Source organism: Ruegeria sp. YKSF57, from assembly GCF_059612585.1.
This window is the reverse complement of record NZ_JBXWQW010000017.1, coordinates 1-14,006: the sequence shown is the minus strand read 5'-3', so window position 1 is coordinate 14,006 and position 14,006 is coordinate 1. Positions and strand designations below refer to the sequence as shown.

The window sequence follows — 14,006 nt, the reverse complement described above, 5'->3', positions numbered from 1 at the left end:
GGGCTCCGTCACAGGTGGGTTTGGGCGAATTGCCGGTCGGGCGTTTCCAGATGCGGCACGGCGTTGAACAGGACCGGGCTGAGGTGATCGCCAATCGGGTGCAGACGATGCATCGACGTGTTCATGATGGCAAGGGCGACGCGGGCCATGGCCGGAATCTCCAGCCCCATGGCCTGCCGCACCGCCATCGAGATCAGCCCGCCCGAGGTCACCACGATCGCCGGCCCGCCTTTTGTGCCGATGTCATGCAGCGCTGACGATACGCGGGCCTCGAATTCGGCAAAGGTTTCCGGCGCGTTCTCGATCTCGCCCTTGGCCCATGCGGTGAAGGTCATTGGCAAATGCTGCACAAAGCCCTCGCGGTCGCGCGGGATGGCGACGCCGTGCTGGTCTTCGAACAGCTGGGCAAGGGCGAAATACTCTATCTCGTTCAGGCGCGCGTCCTGCACCGGGTTGGTCAGCCCCATGCTGGCGGCGGTTTCCACGTGACGTTTCAGGGTGCCGCAATAGGCGCGGGGATGATGTGCGCGAGTGTCGGCCAGATGCGCGCCCAGCCACCGGGCCTGTTGATGGCCCAGATCGCTCAGTCGGTCATAGCTTTCCTCGTCGCGCGCCTCGGTATTGGCCTGCCCGTGGCGCACCAGCGTGATGTGGGACATATCCGGCTCCTCTTGCGGCAAGTCTTAGGTCAGCTTTCCGCAGGGGGCCAGAGGGGTTTCGCCGCTTTGGCGTGAAAAATCACAGATAAGGCGAGCGCTGGGGGCGCAGCGTCAGTTCGGTGACGCAGGCCGTGTTCGGCAGCGTAATGACGGTCGCTATCATCTGGGATATGTCCGCAAGCTGGATCATGCGCGTGCGGTCCTTGCCGGTGTCGTTGACGTCGGGTGTGTTGACAAATCCCGGATGCACCAGCGTCACGCCGACCCCGTCCTCGCGAACGTCTTCGAACAGCGCCTTGGCGAAGCCGGCCTGCGCGTGTCGAAGGGCGCAGTGGATTGCGTGGTTCTTCCAGCCCAGCCACGAGGTTGGACCGCAAATATAGACAAACGATCCCTGCGACGCCTGAATCTTTGGCAGCACGTGCGCCGTCAGCCTGATCGTCGCCCTGAGAACCTGATCGATGGATCTGTCCCAATCGGCAAAGCGCTCTGTCGAGACCGGGCCATAGGTGAATTTCGCCGCGCAATGCACCATGGCGTCCAGCCGGTCACCCGCCGTTGCCCAATCGGCCAGCGCTGCGACAGCGTCCATATCGCCCATTTCGGCGGCAAAGGATTGGCCGGTTCCACCTGCTGTGCGCACCATGTCGAGCGTTTCGGCAAGCGCGTCCTCGCGGCGACCGTGGGCCAGAATGTGCCAGCCGTCCGAGGCCAGCCGGATGGCGGTTCCGCGCCCGATGCCGCTGGATGCGCCGGTGATGAGTGCCGTCTTTGCCATTTGCCTCTCTCCCTTGGACCTGTCACTTGTTGTGGTGATGTGACACGAATAATGGCCCCTCAGGCCCCGGACTGGAAAGGAAAACCTTATGGCAGTGGACGCAGAGCGGTTTCTGACTGACCTTCACATGCTGCGCGGTTTCGGTGCGTCCGGCGTCGGCAAGGGCGTGGTGCGCCCGGCCTATTCCGAGGCCGACATCGCCGCCCGGAAGTGGCTTGCGTCCCGGATGGAAGAGGCCGGGCTGCAGGTGCAGGTCGACCCGGTGGGCAACCTGTTCGGTCTGGCCGAAGGCCCCTCGTTGTTGATGGGATCGCATTCCGACAGCCAGCCCGAGGGCGGCTGGCTGGACGGTGCACTGGGCGTGATCGCGGCGCTTGAGGTGGCGCGGGCGGTGGATCGCCCGGTCTCGGTCGTGAGTTTTCAGGATGAGGAGGGGCGGTTCGGCGTCACCACCGGTTCGGCCATCTGGTCGGGGCATCTGTCGCTGGATCGGGCCGACACGCTGACCGATCACTCTGGGATCGCCTTTGGCGCGGCGCGGGCGGCAATCGCCGATCTGGCCGGAGATTTCGTGGACCCGGAACGATTCACCGGTTTTGTCGAGATGCATATCGAGCAGGGGCCGACACTGGATGCCGAGGGCGAGCAGATCGGCGTCGTCACCGATATCGTGGGTATCCGCGACATGAAGATCACGTATCAAGGACAGCAGAACCACGCGGGCACCACGCCGATGCACTTGCGCCGCGACGCCTTTCAGGCGATGTCGCTGTTCAGCGCGCGGATCAACGACCGGTTCCGAAATGTGGTCACGCCGCGAACCGTCTGGACCATCGGGCATGTGTCGCTGCATCCCAATGCCTCGTCCATCGTGCCGGGCAGGGCCACCTTTTCGATGCAATGGCGCGACGGCGAGGCCGGACGGCTGGCGCGGATGGAGGAGATCATCCGGCAAACGGCGCAGGAAGTTGCAGGTGAAGCCGGTATGGAGTTGGAGTTTGGCCCCCTGCTGGGACTGGAACCGGTGCCGATGGATGGCCGCCTGCGTTCGGCGCTGGAGAGCGGGGCCGAGGCGGTTGCGCCGGGGCGCTGGCGGACGATGCCGTCGGGCGCGCTGCATGACGCCACCAATGTCTCGCGCCTGATGCCGGTGGCGATGCTGTTCGTGCCCTCCATCGGCGGCATCAGCCACGATTTTGCCGAGGATACCGATGAGGCCGATCTGGTTGCGGGCCTGCGGGTGCTGGAACAGGCGGTGTTGGCGCTGGACTGATCGACCGGAGAAGGCCGGCCCTGACCAGCCCGACTGACGGCCCAACGCTGTTCCTGTTTCGGACCAGAAAGAAGCAGCGGATGCTTTATGCGTGTTTTGGGTTATCGCCAGCTGACATCGCCCAGAAAGATGTACCCGGCCCCGTAGATCGTCTTGATCAGGCGCGGGTTCTTGGGGTCTTCGCCCAGTTTGGTGCGCAGACGCGAGATGCGCACATCCATCGCCCGGTCGAAGCTTTCACCGGCGCCGCCGCCCAGCATTTCCTGCATCTGGGCGCGGCTGATCAGGCGTTTGGGGCTTTCCAGGAACAGTCGCAGCACCTCGCCTTCGGCGTGGCTGAAGGGTGTTTGCGTGCCGCTGTCGTCCTCGAGGATGTAGCTGTCAAAATGGGCGGTCCAGCCGTTGAAAAGCGCGGTGTTGCCGCCCGTTTGTAAGGTGGCGCGCGGGGCGCGCAGGCGGGCGCGGATGCGGGCCACCACCTCGGCGGGGTCGAATGGTTTGGTGATATAGTCATCTGCCCCCAGTTCCAGCCCGGTCACCCGGTCCTGTACCTGGGCGCGGCCCGAGATGATGATCACCGCCGCGCCCTGTTCCAGCGCCAGCCGGTGCACCAGCGCCAGCCCGTCGGTGTCGGGCAGCGACAGGTCGACCAGGCAGACATCCGGAGTGACCCGTTTCAGCGAGGCTTCGAATTCGCGGGCGCGCGAGAAGCTTTGGGTGCGAAACCCGGCTTCTTCCAGCGCGTCGGTCAGGATCTGTCGGATCTCGGGTTCGTCGTCGAGAATGGTCACCAGCGGTTGTGTCATGGGGCGGCCTCGGGTCGGATCAGGGCAGAGAGTTGCGCCCGCGAAAAGGGTTTGCGCAGAACCGGGCCCAGCGCAAGGGCCTGGCGGTGCAGCGGATCGGTCAGCGGCAGCGAGGTCATCAGGATACAGGGCAATCCGGGTTGCAGGCGCTTGATCAGGTCGATGCCGGTGGCGGAACCTTCGAGTTTGATGTCGGAAAGTACCAGCGAGATATCCTCGATATCGGCGGTGAGCGCGCAGGCCTCGTCAACCGAGGTGGCCTCGATCACCGACAGGCCGAGATCGATCAGAAGGTCGCGGAACTGGCTGCGCAGGTCGTCGTTGTCCTCGACCAGCAAGGCCAGCCCGCCCTGCACCTGCGGGGCGGCGCGATAGGGCAGGCGCAGGATCACCGCCGCGCCCGAAGGCGAGTTGCGCAGCTGCAGGTCGCCGCCTGCCAATTTGACCATGTCATAGACCATTGGCAGGCCCAGCCCCGACCCTTCGCTGCCCTTGGTGGTAAAGAACGGGTTCAGTGCCTTGTCCAACGCGTCGGGCGAAAAGCCGGGGCCGGTGTCTGTAACAGTGATCTCGACCCAGATAGAGCCGATGGCGTGGGCGCTGATGGTGATTTGCCCGGTCGCACCACAGGCGTCGCGGGCATTCAGGACCAGGTTCAGCAGCGCATCCTGCAACATGCCGGGATCAAGCAGCAATGCCTCGTCGGGCAGGGTGTTCACCACTGACAGACCCATTCCGCGCGGCAGCGAGGGAGAGGCGAGGATCTTCATGTCTTCCAGCAGTCCGCGCATGTCGGTGGCCTGCGGATGCAGGGTGCGGTTGCCGGTCATGTCGGCGATCCGGTTCAGCAACTGCCCGCCCCGGCGCGCGGTCTGCTGGGTGGCGGCGACCAGTTCGGCGGCCTCTTCGGGCAGGGCCATCTTTTCCAGCTTGCCCTGCATGCCGAGGATGATGGTCAGCAGGTTCGAGAAGTCATGCGCCAGCCCGCTGGTCATTTGCGCCGCCATCGCCCGCCGGCGCGATTGCTGCAGCGCGACGCGGGCCTGGGTTTCCTCGGTCACGTCCATCGACAGGATATAGACGCCGCCTTCTTCGTCCGGCGTGAACGAGACACGGATGCGGCGCTGGTCGTGATCCTCGGTGAATTCGAAGACGGACGTGCGCCCGCCATAGGCCTTTTGCAGATGTGGCGCGACGCGGGCAAAGGCGGAGGGGCCGAGCGCCTCGGAGATGTGCAGGCCCAGGATTTCCGAAGGCCGTCCCGGCATCACCGAACTGAGGCGGCGATTGGAATAGGTATAGTGCCCTTTGGCATCGACATGCGCGATATGGGCGGGCATCATTTCGGTGGTCAGGCGGGTGCGCGATTCGATTTCGGTCAGCTGCCGCTTGGCCTCTTCCAGCGCGGTTATGGTGGCGGCGAGTTCGCGGTTGGTGGCCGAGAGTTCCTCGGCATGGGTCAGCAACTGGTCGGACAGCTCCTCGGACCGCGAGCGCAGCATCTCTTCGACCCGCTTGGTGCGGGAAATGTCGGTATAGACCGCCACCCAACCGCCCTGCGGCAGCGGCGCGCCCTCGACCGAGATGACCTGACCGTTGGGGCGGATGCGTTCGATATAGTGCGGCGCGAACGCCAGCGCCTGTTCGACGCGGCTGCGGATGATGTCCTCGATATTCTCTTCGGGCGCGTATTCGCCGTTTTCGGCCAGATGGCGGATCGTGTCGGCGAAGGACGCGCCGGGCTCGACCAGACGATCGGGCAGTTCGAACATTTCCTGGAAACGGCGGTTGCTCAGCACCAGTTTCAAGTTGCTGTCGTAGATCGACAGCGCCTGTCCGATCAGGTTCAGACCGGCGGTCGTCATTGCCTTGATGCGCTGATCGGAATTGCCCAATGCCTTCCTCCTTGCAGCCCATGCCTATCACCGGACGGATGCAGGGTGTAGAGCCTTTGCTGCCGTTCCCGCCGGTGTGGCCAAATGTAACAAGGCATACCCGGATTTTCGCAACTTGTTACAATTCGTAAGATTTGGGAAAACATCAGGAAAAAGTTACCGATCAACCTTTGAGGGTCCGACACCAGGACAGATTCGCAGTCGCGGACGTTTCCGGCCATTCGACGGGTCGGGATGGGGAGGAGAAAAGACATTGGCTCAGACGCAGTCTGGCGCTGAAGGGTATGTATCCCTTCCGGCGCTGCTTCATCGCAACGCAACCCAAATCGGGGATGCCCCGGCCTATCGCGAAAAGGAATTCGGGATCTGGCAATGCTGGACCTGGGCCCAGGCTGCCAAGGAAATCAGGGCCATGGCGCTTGGCTTCATGGAGATCGGCGTTGAAAAAGGCGACCATATCGCGGTGATTGGACGCAACCGTCCGGCGCATTACTGGTCGATGGTTGCGGCCCAGATGGTGGGCGCGGTGCCGGTGCCGCTCTATCAGGATTCGGTGGCCGAAGAGATGACCTATGTGATGGAGCATTGCGGCGCGAAATACGTCGTCTGCGGCGATCAGGAGCAGGTCGACAAGGTCATCGAGATCCAGGAGACGGTGCACCAGATCAAGCACATCCTTTATACCGACAAGCGCGGCATGCGGAAATACGACCACAGCCAGATGAACGCGCTGGACGATATCAAGGCCGAGGGCCGCGCCGGTCATCAGCGTTTCGACGCGGAACTGGATCAGCGCATCGCGGATATCACTTATGACGACACCTGCGTGATGCTGTATACCTCGGGCACCACGGGCAAGCCCAAGGGCGTTGTGCTGTCGAACCGCAACGTGATCGAAAGTGCCAAGAATTCGGCCGATTTCGATCATCTGACGCGCGGCGAGGACATTCTGTCTTATCTGCCAATGGCCTGGGTAGGCGATTTCATCTTTTCCATCGGTCAGGCCTATTGGTGCGGGTTCTGCGTGAACTGCCCCGAAAGCGCCGACACGATGATGACCGATCTGCGCGAGATCGGGCCGACCTATTTCTTTGCTCCGCCGCGTGTGTTCGAGACCCAGCTGACCAACGTGATGATCCGGATGGAGGATGCGGGCAAGCTGAAGAAGCGGATGTTCGATTACTTCATGGCCCACGCCAAGAAGGTCGGCGGCCGCATTCTGGACGGCAAACCAGTCAGCTTTGGCGACCGTTTCAAATATGCGCTGGGCAATGTTCTGGTCTATGGCCCGCTCAAGGATACGCTGGGCTATAGCCGGTTCCGCGTCGGATACACTGCGGGTGAGGCGATCGGACCCGAGATTTTCGACTTCTACCGCTCGCTCGGCATCAACCTGAAACAGCTTTACGGCCAGACCGAGGCGACGGTGTTCATCACCGTGCAGCCCGATGGCGAGGTGCGCGCGGATACAGTTGGCGTTCCGGCGCCGGATGTCGAGATCAAGATCGACGAGAAGGGCGAGATCCACTATCGCTCGCCCGGCGTTTTCGTCGAGTATTACAAGAACCCCGAATCCACTGCGTCGACCAAGGATGCCGAGGGCTGGGTCGCGACTGGCGATGCGGGCTTCATCGAGGAAGGTTCGGGCCACCTGCGGATCATCGACCGGGCCAAGGATGTGGGCAAGATGGCCGACGGGTCGATGTTCGCGCCCAAATATGTCGAGAACAAGCTCAAGTTCTATCCCGATATTCTGGAGGTCGTTCTGTTCGGCAATGGCAAGGACCGCTGCGTCGCCTTCATCAACATCGACCTGACGGCGGTGGGCAACTGGGCGGAACGCAACAACGTGGCCTATGCGTCTTATCAGGAACTGGCGGGTCATCCGCGTGTGTTAGAGACGATAAAGGCCCATGTGGAAGAGGTGAACAAGTCAGTGGCGGCAGATGAAATGCTGTCGGGCTGCCAGGTGCACCGCTTTGTTGTTCTGCATAAGGAACTGGACGCCGATGATGGCGAGATGACCCGCACGCGGAAGGTGCGGCGCGGGTTTGTCGAAGAGAAGTTCCACGACATCATCACCGCGCTATACGACGGGTCGGACACGATCTCGACCAAGACCGAGGTGACCTATGAGGACGGGCGCAAGGGATCGATCAGCGCAACGCTGAAGATCATAGACGCGCCGGTTGTCCCGGTGGCGCAGCACAAGGTGGCGGCGGAATGAGGGCCGCGCGTGCGCCGCTCGCCCGTTCCGGGCATCGCCCCGCCCGCCGCCCCGTAACCGCGAAGTTCAGGGAGTAGCCGATGCTGGATGCATCCGAAGGATATGTCACCGAGGACGGCCGCAAGATCGGCGGCGTGGTGATGGAAATGAAGAACATCACCCTGCGCTTTGGAGGCGTGGTGGCGATCAAGGATATCTCGTTCGACATCCGCGAGGGCGAAATTCGCGCCATTATCGGACCGAACGGCGCCGGCAAGTCGTCGATGCTGAACGTGATCTCGGGCTTTTACGTTCCGCAGGAGGGCGAGGTCTGGTTCCATGGAGCCAAACGTCCGGCCATGCGCCCCTATGAGGTGGCACGCCAGGGCATCGCCCGCACCTTCCAGAACATCGCGTTGTTCGAAGGCATGAGCGTGCTGGACAACGTGATGACCGGCCGTCTGAACTACATGAAGACCAACCTGATCCAGCAGGCGCTGTGGAAGGGCAAGGCCGAGGCGGAAGAAACCAAGAACCGCGAGGCGGTCGAAAAGATCATCGACTTCCTCGAGATCCAGCACATTCGCAAGACCCCGGTGGCGCGCCTGCCTTATGGCCTGAAAAAGCGGGTGGAACTGGCCCGTGCACTGGCGGCCGAGCCCAAGCTGCTGCTGCTGGACGAGCCGATGGCAGGCATGAATGTCGAAGAGAAGGAAGACATGAGCCGTTTCATCCTCGATGTGAATGACGAGTTCGGAACCACCATCGCCCTGATCGAACATGACATGGGCGTGGTGATGGACCTGAGCGACCGGGTGGTCGTGATGGATTACGGCAAGAAGATCGGCGACGGCACCCCCGACGAGGTGCGCAACAACCAGGAAGTCATCGACGCCTATCTGGGCGTGGCACATGACTGACCGCCTGACACAGATGAGGGGAGGCATACATGCCTGATCAGTTGATTTTTGCGATGGAGGTCATCCTGAACGGCCTGATGGCCGGGGTGCTCTATGCGCTGGTGGCCCTGGGGTTCGTGTTGATCTACAAGGCGTCCGGCATTTTCAACTATGCGCAGGGCGTCATGGCGCTGTTTGCGGCGATGACGCTGGTCGGGATCATGAACGGGCAGGTTCCGTTCGCACACCTTATCAATGCGATCTTTGGCGGGCACATTACCCATTTCGGCTGGAACATCCCCGGTGCGCTGGCGATCTTGCTGACCATGGCGGTCATGGTGCTGCTGGCGTGGTGCGTGCAACGTTTCGTCATGCGCCACCTGGTCGGGCAGGAGCCGATCATCCTGTTCATGGCGACCATCGGCCTGGCCTATTTCCTTGAAGGTGTGGCCGACCTGATGTGGGGTTCCGAAATCAAGACGCTGGATGTGGGCCTGCCGCAGGGCATCAACCTGTGGATCGATGAGGCGACGTTCAACATTTTCGGCTATGGCTTTTTCATCGACAACCTCGACATTGTGGCGACCGTGATTGCGGCGCTTCTGGTGGCGGCGCTGGTGGCCTTCAGCCAATACACCAAGCAGGGCCGGGCCATGCGCGCGGTGGCCGACGACCATCAGGCAGCGCTGTCGGTGGGTATTTCGCTGAACTTCATCTGGGTTATGGTCTGGTCGGTTGCGGGCTTTGTCGCGCTGGTCGCGGGCATCATGTGGGGCACCAAGTCGGGCGTGCAGTTCTCGCTGAGCCTGATCGCGCTCAAGGCGCTGCCGGTGCTGATGCTGGGTGGCTTCACCTCGATCCCCGGCGCCATTGTCGGCGGGCTTATCATCGGCGTGGGCGAGAAGCTGTTCGAATTCTCGATTGGCCCGCTGGTGGGTGGCGCGACCGAGAACTGGTTCGCCTATGTGCTGGCGCTGATCTTCCTGGTGTTCCGTCCGCAGGGGCTGTTCGGCGAGAAGATCATCGAAAGGGTGTGATCCGTGCAAGAGCTGGTCGCCATCATCAAACTGGCGCGTTTATCCGAGGCAACCGGCTACGCCAGATCATCGAAACAACTGGATGCCGCGACCCGCGAACGGGCGCAGGAAGAATGGGGAAAGTGAGCCATGTTCTATCGTGAAGCCGGGGATTTCAAAGTCTCCTATCAGGACGACAGCCAGACCTTTCCGATCAAGTTCGACCGCTATCGGTACTATGTCGTTCTGGCGGTGGCCTTTGGCATCATCCCCTTCGTCATCAACGACTATTGGGCCAACGCGCTGCTGCTGCCGTTCCTGATCTACGCTATTGCGGCGATCGGGCTGAATATCCTTGTGGGATATTGCGGTCAGGTATCGCTGGGTACCGGCGGTTTCATGGCGGTGGGGGCCTATTCCTGCTACAAGCTGATGACTGCCTTCCCCGAGGTGTCCATGTTCATTCATGTGCTCCTTGCGGGCGGCATCACCGCCTTTGTCGGTGTCCTGTTCGGCCTGCCGAGCTTGCGTATCAAGGGGTTCTATCTGGCAGTTGCGACGCTGGCGGCGCAATTCTTCCTTGTGTGGCTCTTCAACCGGGTGCCGTGGTTCTACAACTACTCGGCCTCGGGCCAGATCAACGCGCCGGAACGTGACGTGTTCGGCATCATCATCACCGGCCCGAACGCACCGGCCTGGGCGACCTATCTGTTCTGCCTGATCTTTCTGGCCGTTTCGGCGCTGATCGCGCGCAACCTGACGCGCGGCACCACGGGCCGGACCTGGATGGCGATCCGCGACATGGATATCGCGGCGGAAATCATCGGAGTGAACCCGCTCAAGGCCAAGATGAGCGCCTTTGCCGTCTCGTCATTCTTTGTCGGAATCTCGGGTGCGCTGTTCTTTTCGGTCTATCTCGGCGCGGTCGAGGTCGGCGAGGCATTCGGCATCCAGAAATCGTTCCTGGTGCTGTTCATGGTCATCATCGGCGGTCTTGGCTCGATCTTTGGCTCTTTCGCCGGCGCCGCCTTCCTAGTGTTGTTGCCAGTGGTGCTGAAGGTTCTGGGCGTCGATGTACTGGGCTGGCCCACCGATATAGTGGCGCACCTGCAGCTGGTGATCGTGGGCGCGCTGATCATCATGTTCTTGATCCTCGAACCGCACGGGCTGGCCCAGTTGTGGCGCGTTGCGAAGGAGAAACTGAGACTTTGGCCCTTCCCCTATTGACGAAGGGCCGGGCGGGGCGACCCGCCCTACGGATGGCCCCGGCCGGATTTGCGGGGTGGATACATCGGTCAAAACCAAGGGAGGACTAACCCGATGAAGACAAAACTGGCAACCCTGGCGCTGGGCGCCATGATGGCCGCAGGCCCGGCGATGGCAGACCTCGTGTTTCCGTCGCTCAGCTATCGGACCGGCCCCTATGCGGCGGGTGGCATTCCGTTCGCCGATGGTTATGCGGATTATTTCACCCTGCTGAACGAGCGCGACGGCGGCATCGGTGGCGTACCGGCCAAGGTGATCGAATGCGAGACCGGCTATAACACCGAGAAGGGTGTGGAATGCTATGAATCGACCAAGGGCCAGGGCGCGCTGGTGTATCAGCCGCTGTCGACTGGTATCACCTATCAGCTGATCCCCAAAACCACTGCAGACGATATCCCGATGCACACCATGGGCTATGGCCGCACCTCGGCCAAGAACGGCAAGGTGTTCAGCCATACCTTCAACTATCCTGCAAACTACTGGGATGGTGCGTCGGGCGCGATCAACTATCTGCTGGATGAAAACGGTGGCGATCTGAACGGCAAGAAGATCGCGCTGGTCTATCACAACTCGGCCTATGGTAAGGAACCGATCCGCACGCTGGAAGAGCTGTCCAAGAAGCACGGGTATGAACTCATCGCCCTACCGGTCGACCATCCGGGTCAGGAGCAGAAGTCTCAGTGGCTGCAAATCCGTCGCGACCGTCCCGACTATGTCCTGATGTGGGGCTGGGGCGTGATGAATCAGGTTGCGGTTCAGGAAGCTGCCAACATCCGCTTCCCGATGGAAAATTTCATCGGCATCTGGTGGTCGGGCGCAGAGCATGACGTCATGCCTGCAGGCGAGGCCGCCAACGGCTATAAGGCGCTGACCTTCCACAACGTGGGCTCTGATTATCCGCTATACGACGATCTGCAGAAATATGTGATCGATGCAGGTAAGGCCGCCGGTGCCGGCGATCAGGTTGGTTCGGTGCTCTATAACCGCGGTCTTTATGCTGCCATGCTGGCTGCTGAAGCGGCCAAGAAGGCTCAAGAGATTTCGGGTAATGCGGACATCACCTCGTCCGACATGCGCGCGGGCATGGAAGCGCTGGAAATGAGCCAGGAGAAGATGACCGAACTGGGTCTTCCGAACTTTGGCCCGGCCTTCTCGGTCAACTGCGAAAACCACGGCGGCGACGCTCTGGTAGGTGTGACCCAGTGGGATGCGGCCAACAAGACCTGGTCTCTGATCTCTGACTTCAAACCGACCGACGGCGAAGTGATCGGCGCGCTGATCGAGGAAGACTCGGGTGCCTACGCTTCGGAAAACAACATCGAAGCGGGCTGCAACTGAGCCGAACGTGCCCCGGCACGGGCCGGGGCGCATATCAACAAGGGGCGGCGGCAGGCCCGCCGCTCCGCACCGGACAAGTCCCGGCATGACGGGACAGGCATGAGGACAAGCGCTGATGCTGGATGCGGCAACACCCACCGAAGTGCAGGCTGATACCCTGCTTGAGGTCAACAATATCGAGGTGATCTATAATCACGTGATCCTCGTGCTCAAAGGCGTCAGCCTCACCGTGCCCAAGGGCGGCATCACCGCGCTGTTGGGCGGTAACGGCGCCGGCAAGACGACAACGCTCAAGGCGGTGTCGAACCTGCTCCATTCCGAGCGCGGCGAGGTCACCAAAGGGTCGATCAAATACCGCGGCGAGAGCATCCACGAACGCGACCCGGCCGATCTGGTGGAAAAGGGCGTGATTCAGGTGATGGAAGGGCGTCATTGTTTCGAACACCTGACGGTCGAGGAAAACCTGTTGACCGGCGCTTATACCCGCAAGGACGGCAAGGGCAAGATTCAGCAGGATCTTGAGCTGGTCTACAATTATTTCCCCCGCCTCAAGGAACGCCGCCGCAGCCAGGCGGGTTATACATCAGGCGGTGAACAACAGATGGTGGCGATGGGCCGGGCGCTGATGTCGCGACCCGAAACGATCCTGCTGGACGAGCCCTCGATGGGCCTGGCGCCGCAGTTGGTCGAAGAGATTTTCGAAATCGTCAGGGATCTGAACCAGAAGGAAGGCGTGTCTTTCCTGCTGGCGGAACAGAACACCAACGTGGCGCTTCGGTTTGCCCACTACGGCTATATCCTGGAGTCGGGCCGTGTGGTGATGGACGGCCCCGCCGCCGATCTGCGTGAGAACCCCGATGTGAAGGAGTTCTATCTGGGTATGTCCGACGAGGGCCGAAAAAGTTTTCGCGACGTGCGTTCGTACCGTCGCCGCAAGCGGTGGCTGTGAGGGGTCAGGCGTGTTCGCTTTCCGCTTTCATCTCGGCAATCCGCTCCAGCGCCTCGTCGCGCGTGTTGCGGATGTTGGGGCGAAATCCCTGGGTTTCGGCACGCAGACGGATGTCGGCCTCGGTCTCGGACCCCGCGGCGAAGCGGACCGATCCAAGGGAATGCGCGGTGTTCAGCTTTTTGCCCCGATGGGCATATTGCACCCACGCCGCAGGCAGGATTTCGCAACCGTTGAGGTCGACCAGAAAGTACCATTTGCGACCGGTCTCGGCGATGCGTTCCTCGATATAGTCGTAAAACTCGTTCACGTCGCGCGAGTGATGAAAGACAAAATGAGAAAAATTCACGTCCATGATCCCGGCGTCAGCGTCGAACGAAAGTCTGCGCACGAAATCGCTCAGAACATAGTTCGGATCGTGCTGCACCCGCTTGCGGCGCGTGCTGGGCAACTGGGTGATTCGGTCCAGCGCTTCGTCGCGGCTGGCAAACAGGTTTGGGTCGAAGTATTCGGTGTTGGCCGCGCGCTCGATCTGGGTCCGCGTTTCGTCCGAGGGATCATAGCGGACCGAGCCCATGGAATGCGCCAGGTTCAACGCCTTGCCCCGGCGGGAATAGGCCAGCCAGGCCTCGGGATCGATCCGGGTTCCGTGCAGGTTGACCAGAAAAAACCATTTCTCTTCACCGGTTTGCGCGATGCGCTCTTCCAGCCGGTCGTAAAATCGGTTGACGGTTTCCGAAGTGTCGAAGTGAAAGCCCGAAAAATCCGCCTCCATGGTTTGCAGCGTGTCGTGAAAGGCGATCCTGCTGTCCAGGTCTGCGGTGTCGAAATCGGTCACGTCGGTCTCCTCTCTCAGTCGTCTCAATGTGGTCGGGTCAAATTGTATGCGATGGCATGCAGTCAATTGCCCCAACGTCAATACAA

At 61.5% G+C, this 14,006-nt stretch carries 13 protein-coding genes; 8 read left to right on the top strand and 5 right to left on the bottom strand.

Annotated elements, in window-relative coordinates:
• Positions 1 to 8 precede the first annotated feature (8 nt).
• Both AC2FLX_RS08770 and AC2FLX_RS08765 read right to left on the bottom strand, forming a co-directional pair.
• Complete coding sequence (locus AC2FLX_RS08770) at positions 9 to 659, bottom strand: histidine phosphatase family protein (RefSeq protein WP_480750257.1); 651 nt, start codon at positions 657 to 659, stop codon at positions 9 to 11.
• A gap of 79 nt (positions 660 to 738) precedes the next feature.
• Entirely contained in the window at positions 739 to 1,437 is a 699-nt protein-coding gene (locus AC2FLX_RS08765; RefSeq protein WP_496745767.1) for an SDR family oxidoreductase, read from the bottom strand.
• An 88-nt stretch (positions 1,438 to 1,525) separates the two neighbouring features.
• On the opposite strand from AC2FLX_RS08765, the gene AC2FLX_RS08760 reads away from it, so the two are divergent.
• Positions 1,526 to 2,710 carry a Zn-dependent hydrolase gene (locus AC2FLX_RS08760; protein WP_496810913.1) on the top strand — a complete coding sequence of 395 codons (1,185 nt, stop codon included), beginning with the start codon at positions 1,526 to 1,528 and terminating at the stop codon, positions 2,708 to 2,710.
• Positions 2,711 to 2,811: 101 nt separating this feature from the next.
• Here AC2FLX_RS08760 and AC2FLX_RS08755 read toward each other — a convergent pair whose 3' ends face one another.
• Positions 2,812 to 3,516: a response regulator transcription factor gene (locus AC2FLX_RS08755; RefSeq protein ID WP_496745763.1), complete on the bottom strand. Its 705-nt coding sequence runs from the start codon at positions 3,514 to 3,516 to the stop codon at positions 2,812 to 2,814.
• Positions 3,513 to 5,381, bottom strand: coding sequence for a PAS-domain containing protein (locus AC2FLX_RS08750; protein WP_480750437.1), 1,869 nt, complete (start codon positions 5,379 to 5,381; stop codon positions 3,513 to 3,515). The genes AC2FLX_RS08755 and AC2FLX_RS08750 overlap by 4 nt, the downstream gene beginning before the upstream one ends.
• A 283-nt stretch (positions 5,382 to 5,664) precedes the next feature.
• Between AC2FLX_RS08750 and AC2FLX_RS08745 the strand changes: the two genes are divergently transcribed.
• From AC2FLX_RS08745 to AC2FLX_RS08715, 7 genes are all read left to right on the top strand, one after another.
• Positions 5,665 to 7,638 (top strand): AMP-binding protein, encoded by a 1,974-nt coding sequence (locus AC2FLX_RS08745; RefSeq protein ID WP_480750253.1) that lies wholly within the window; start codon positions 5,665 to 5,667, stop codon positions 7,636 to 7,638.
• Positions 7,639 to 7,718: 80 nt separating this feature from the next.
• The gene (locus tag AC2FLX_RS08740; protein ID WP_480750252.1) at positions 7,719 to 8,537 is read left to right on the top strand and encodes an ABC transporter ATP-binding protein; all 819 of its coding nucleotides are present in this window, start codon (positions 7,719 to 7,721) and stop codon (positions 8,535 to 8,537) included.
• Positions 8,538 to 8,566: 29 nt separating this feature from the next.
• Positions 8,567 to 9,553, top strand: a complete 987-nt coding sequence (locus AC2FLX_RS08735; protein ID WP_480750251.1) for a branched-chain amino acid ABC transporter permease — start codon at positions 8,567 to 8,569, stop codon at positions 9,551 to 9,553.
• A gap of 3 nt (positions 9,554 to 9,556) precedes the next feature.
• On the top strand, positions 9,557 to 9,679 hold the full coding sequence (locus tag AC2FLX_RS08730; protein ID WP_496810912.1) for a hypothetical protein: 123 nt from the start codon (positions 9,557 to 9,559) through the stop codon (positions 9,677 to 9,679).
• 3 nt (positions 9,680 to 9,682) lie between these two features.
• Positions 9,683 to 10,759 (top strand): branched-chain amino acid ABC transporter permease, encoded by a 1,077-nt coding sequence (locus tag AC2FLX_RS08725; RefSeq protein ID WP_480750249.1) that lies wholly within the window; start codon positions 9,683 to 9,685, stop codon positions 10,757 to 10,759.
• A gap of 93 nt (positions 10,760 to 10,852) precedes the next feature.
• Positions 10,853 to 12,136: an ABC transporter substrate-binding protein gene (locus AC2FLX_RS08720; RefSeq protein WP_480750248.1), complete on the top strand. Its 1,284-nt coding sequence runs from the start codon at positions 10,853 to 10,855 to the stop codon at positions 12,134 to 12,136.
• Between the two features lie 115 nt (positions 12,137 to 12,251).
• Positions 12,252 to 13,085, top strand: coding sequence for an ABC transporter ATP-binding protein (locus tag AC2FLX_RS08715; protein WP_496810911.1), 834 nt, complete (start codon positions 12,252 to 12,254; stop codon positions 13,083 to 13,085).
• Positions 13,086 to 13,089: 4 nt separating this feature from the next.
• On the opposite strand, the gene AC2FLX_RS08710 is transcribed toward AC2FLX_RS08715, so the two are convergent.
• The coding region (locus AC2FLX_RS08710) for a hypothetical protein (protein ID WP_496875411.1) at positions 13,090 to 14,006 on the bottom strand (917 nt) is incomplete at its 5' end.

Coding starts and splice junctions, on each gene's coding strand:
- AC2FLX_RS08770 (WP_480750257.1), bottom strand. CDS start 659: ATGTCCCACATCACGCTGGTGCGCCACGGGCAGGCCAATACCGAGGCG.
- AC2FLX_RS08765 (WP_496745767.1), bottom strand. CDS start 1,437: ATGGCAAAGACGGCACTCATCACCGGCGCATCCAGCGGCATCGGGCGC.
- AC2FLX_RS08760 (WP_496810913.1), top strand. CDS start 1,526: ATGGCAGTGGACGCAGAGCGGTTTCTGACTGACCTTCACATGCTGCGC.
- AC2FLX_RS08755 (WP_496745763.1), bottom strand. CDS start 3,516: ATGACACAACCGCTGGTGACCATTCTCGACGACGAACCCGAGATCCGA.
- AC2FLX_RS08750 (WP_480750437.1), bottom strand. CDS start 5,381: ATGACGACCGCCGGTCTGAACCTGATCGGACAGGCGCTGTCGATCTAC.
- AC2FLX_RS08740 (WP_480750252.1), top strand. CDS start 7,719: ATGCTGGATGCATCCGAAGGATATGTCACCGAGGACGGCCGCAAGATC.
- AC2FLX_RS08735 (WP_480750251.1), top strand. CDS start 8,567: ATGCCTGATCAGTTGATTTTTGCGATGGAGGTCATCCTGAACGGCCTG.
- AC2FLX_RS08725 (WP_480750249.1), top strand. CDS start 9,683: ATGTTCTATCGTGAAGCCGGGGATTTCAAAGTCTCCTATCAGGACGAC.
- AC2FLX_RS08720 (WP_480750248.1), top strand. CDS start 10,853: ATGAAGACAAAACTGGCAACCCTGGCGCTGGGCGCCATGATGGCCGCA.
- AC2FLX_RS08715 (WP_496810911.1), top strand. CDS start 12,252: ATGCTGGATGCGGCAACACCCACCGAAGTGCAGGCTGATACCCTGCTT.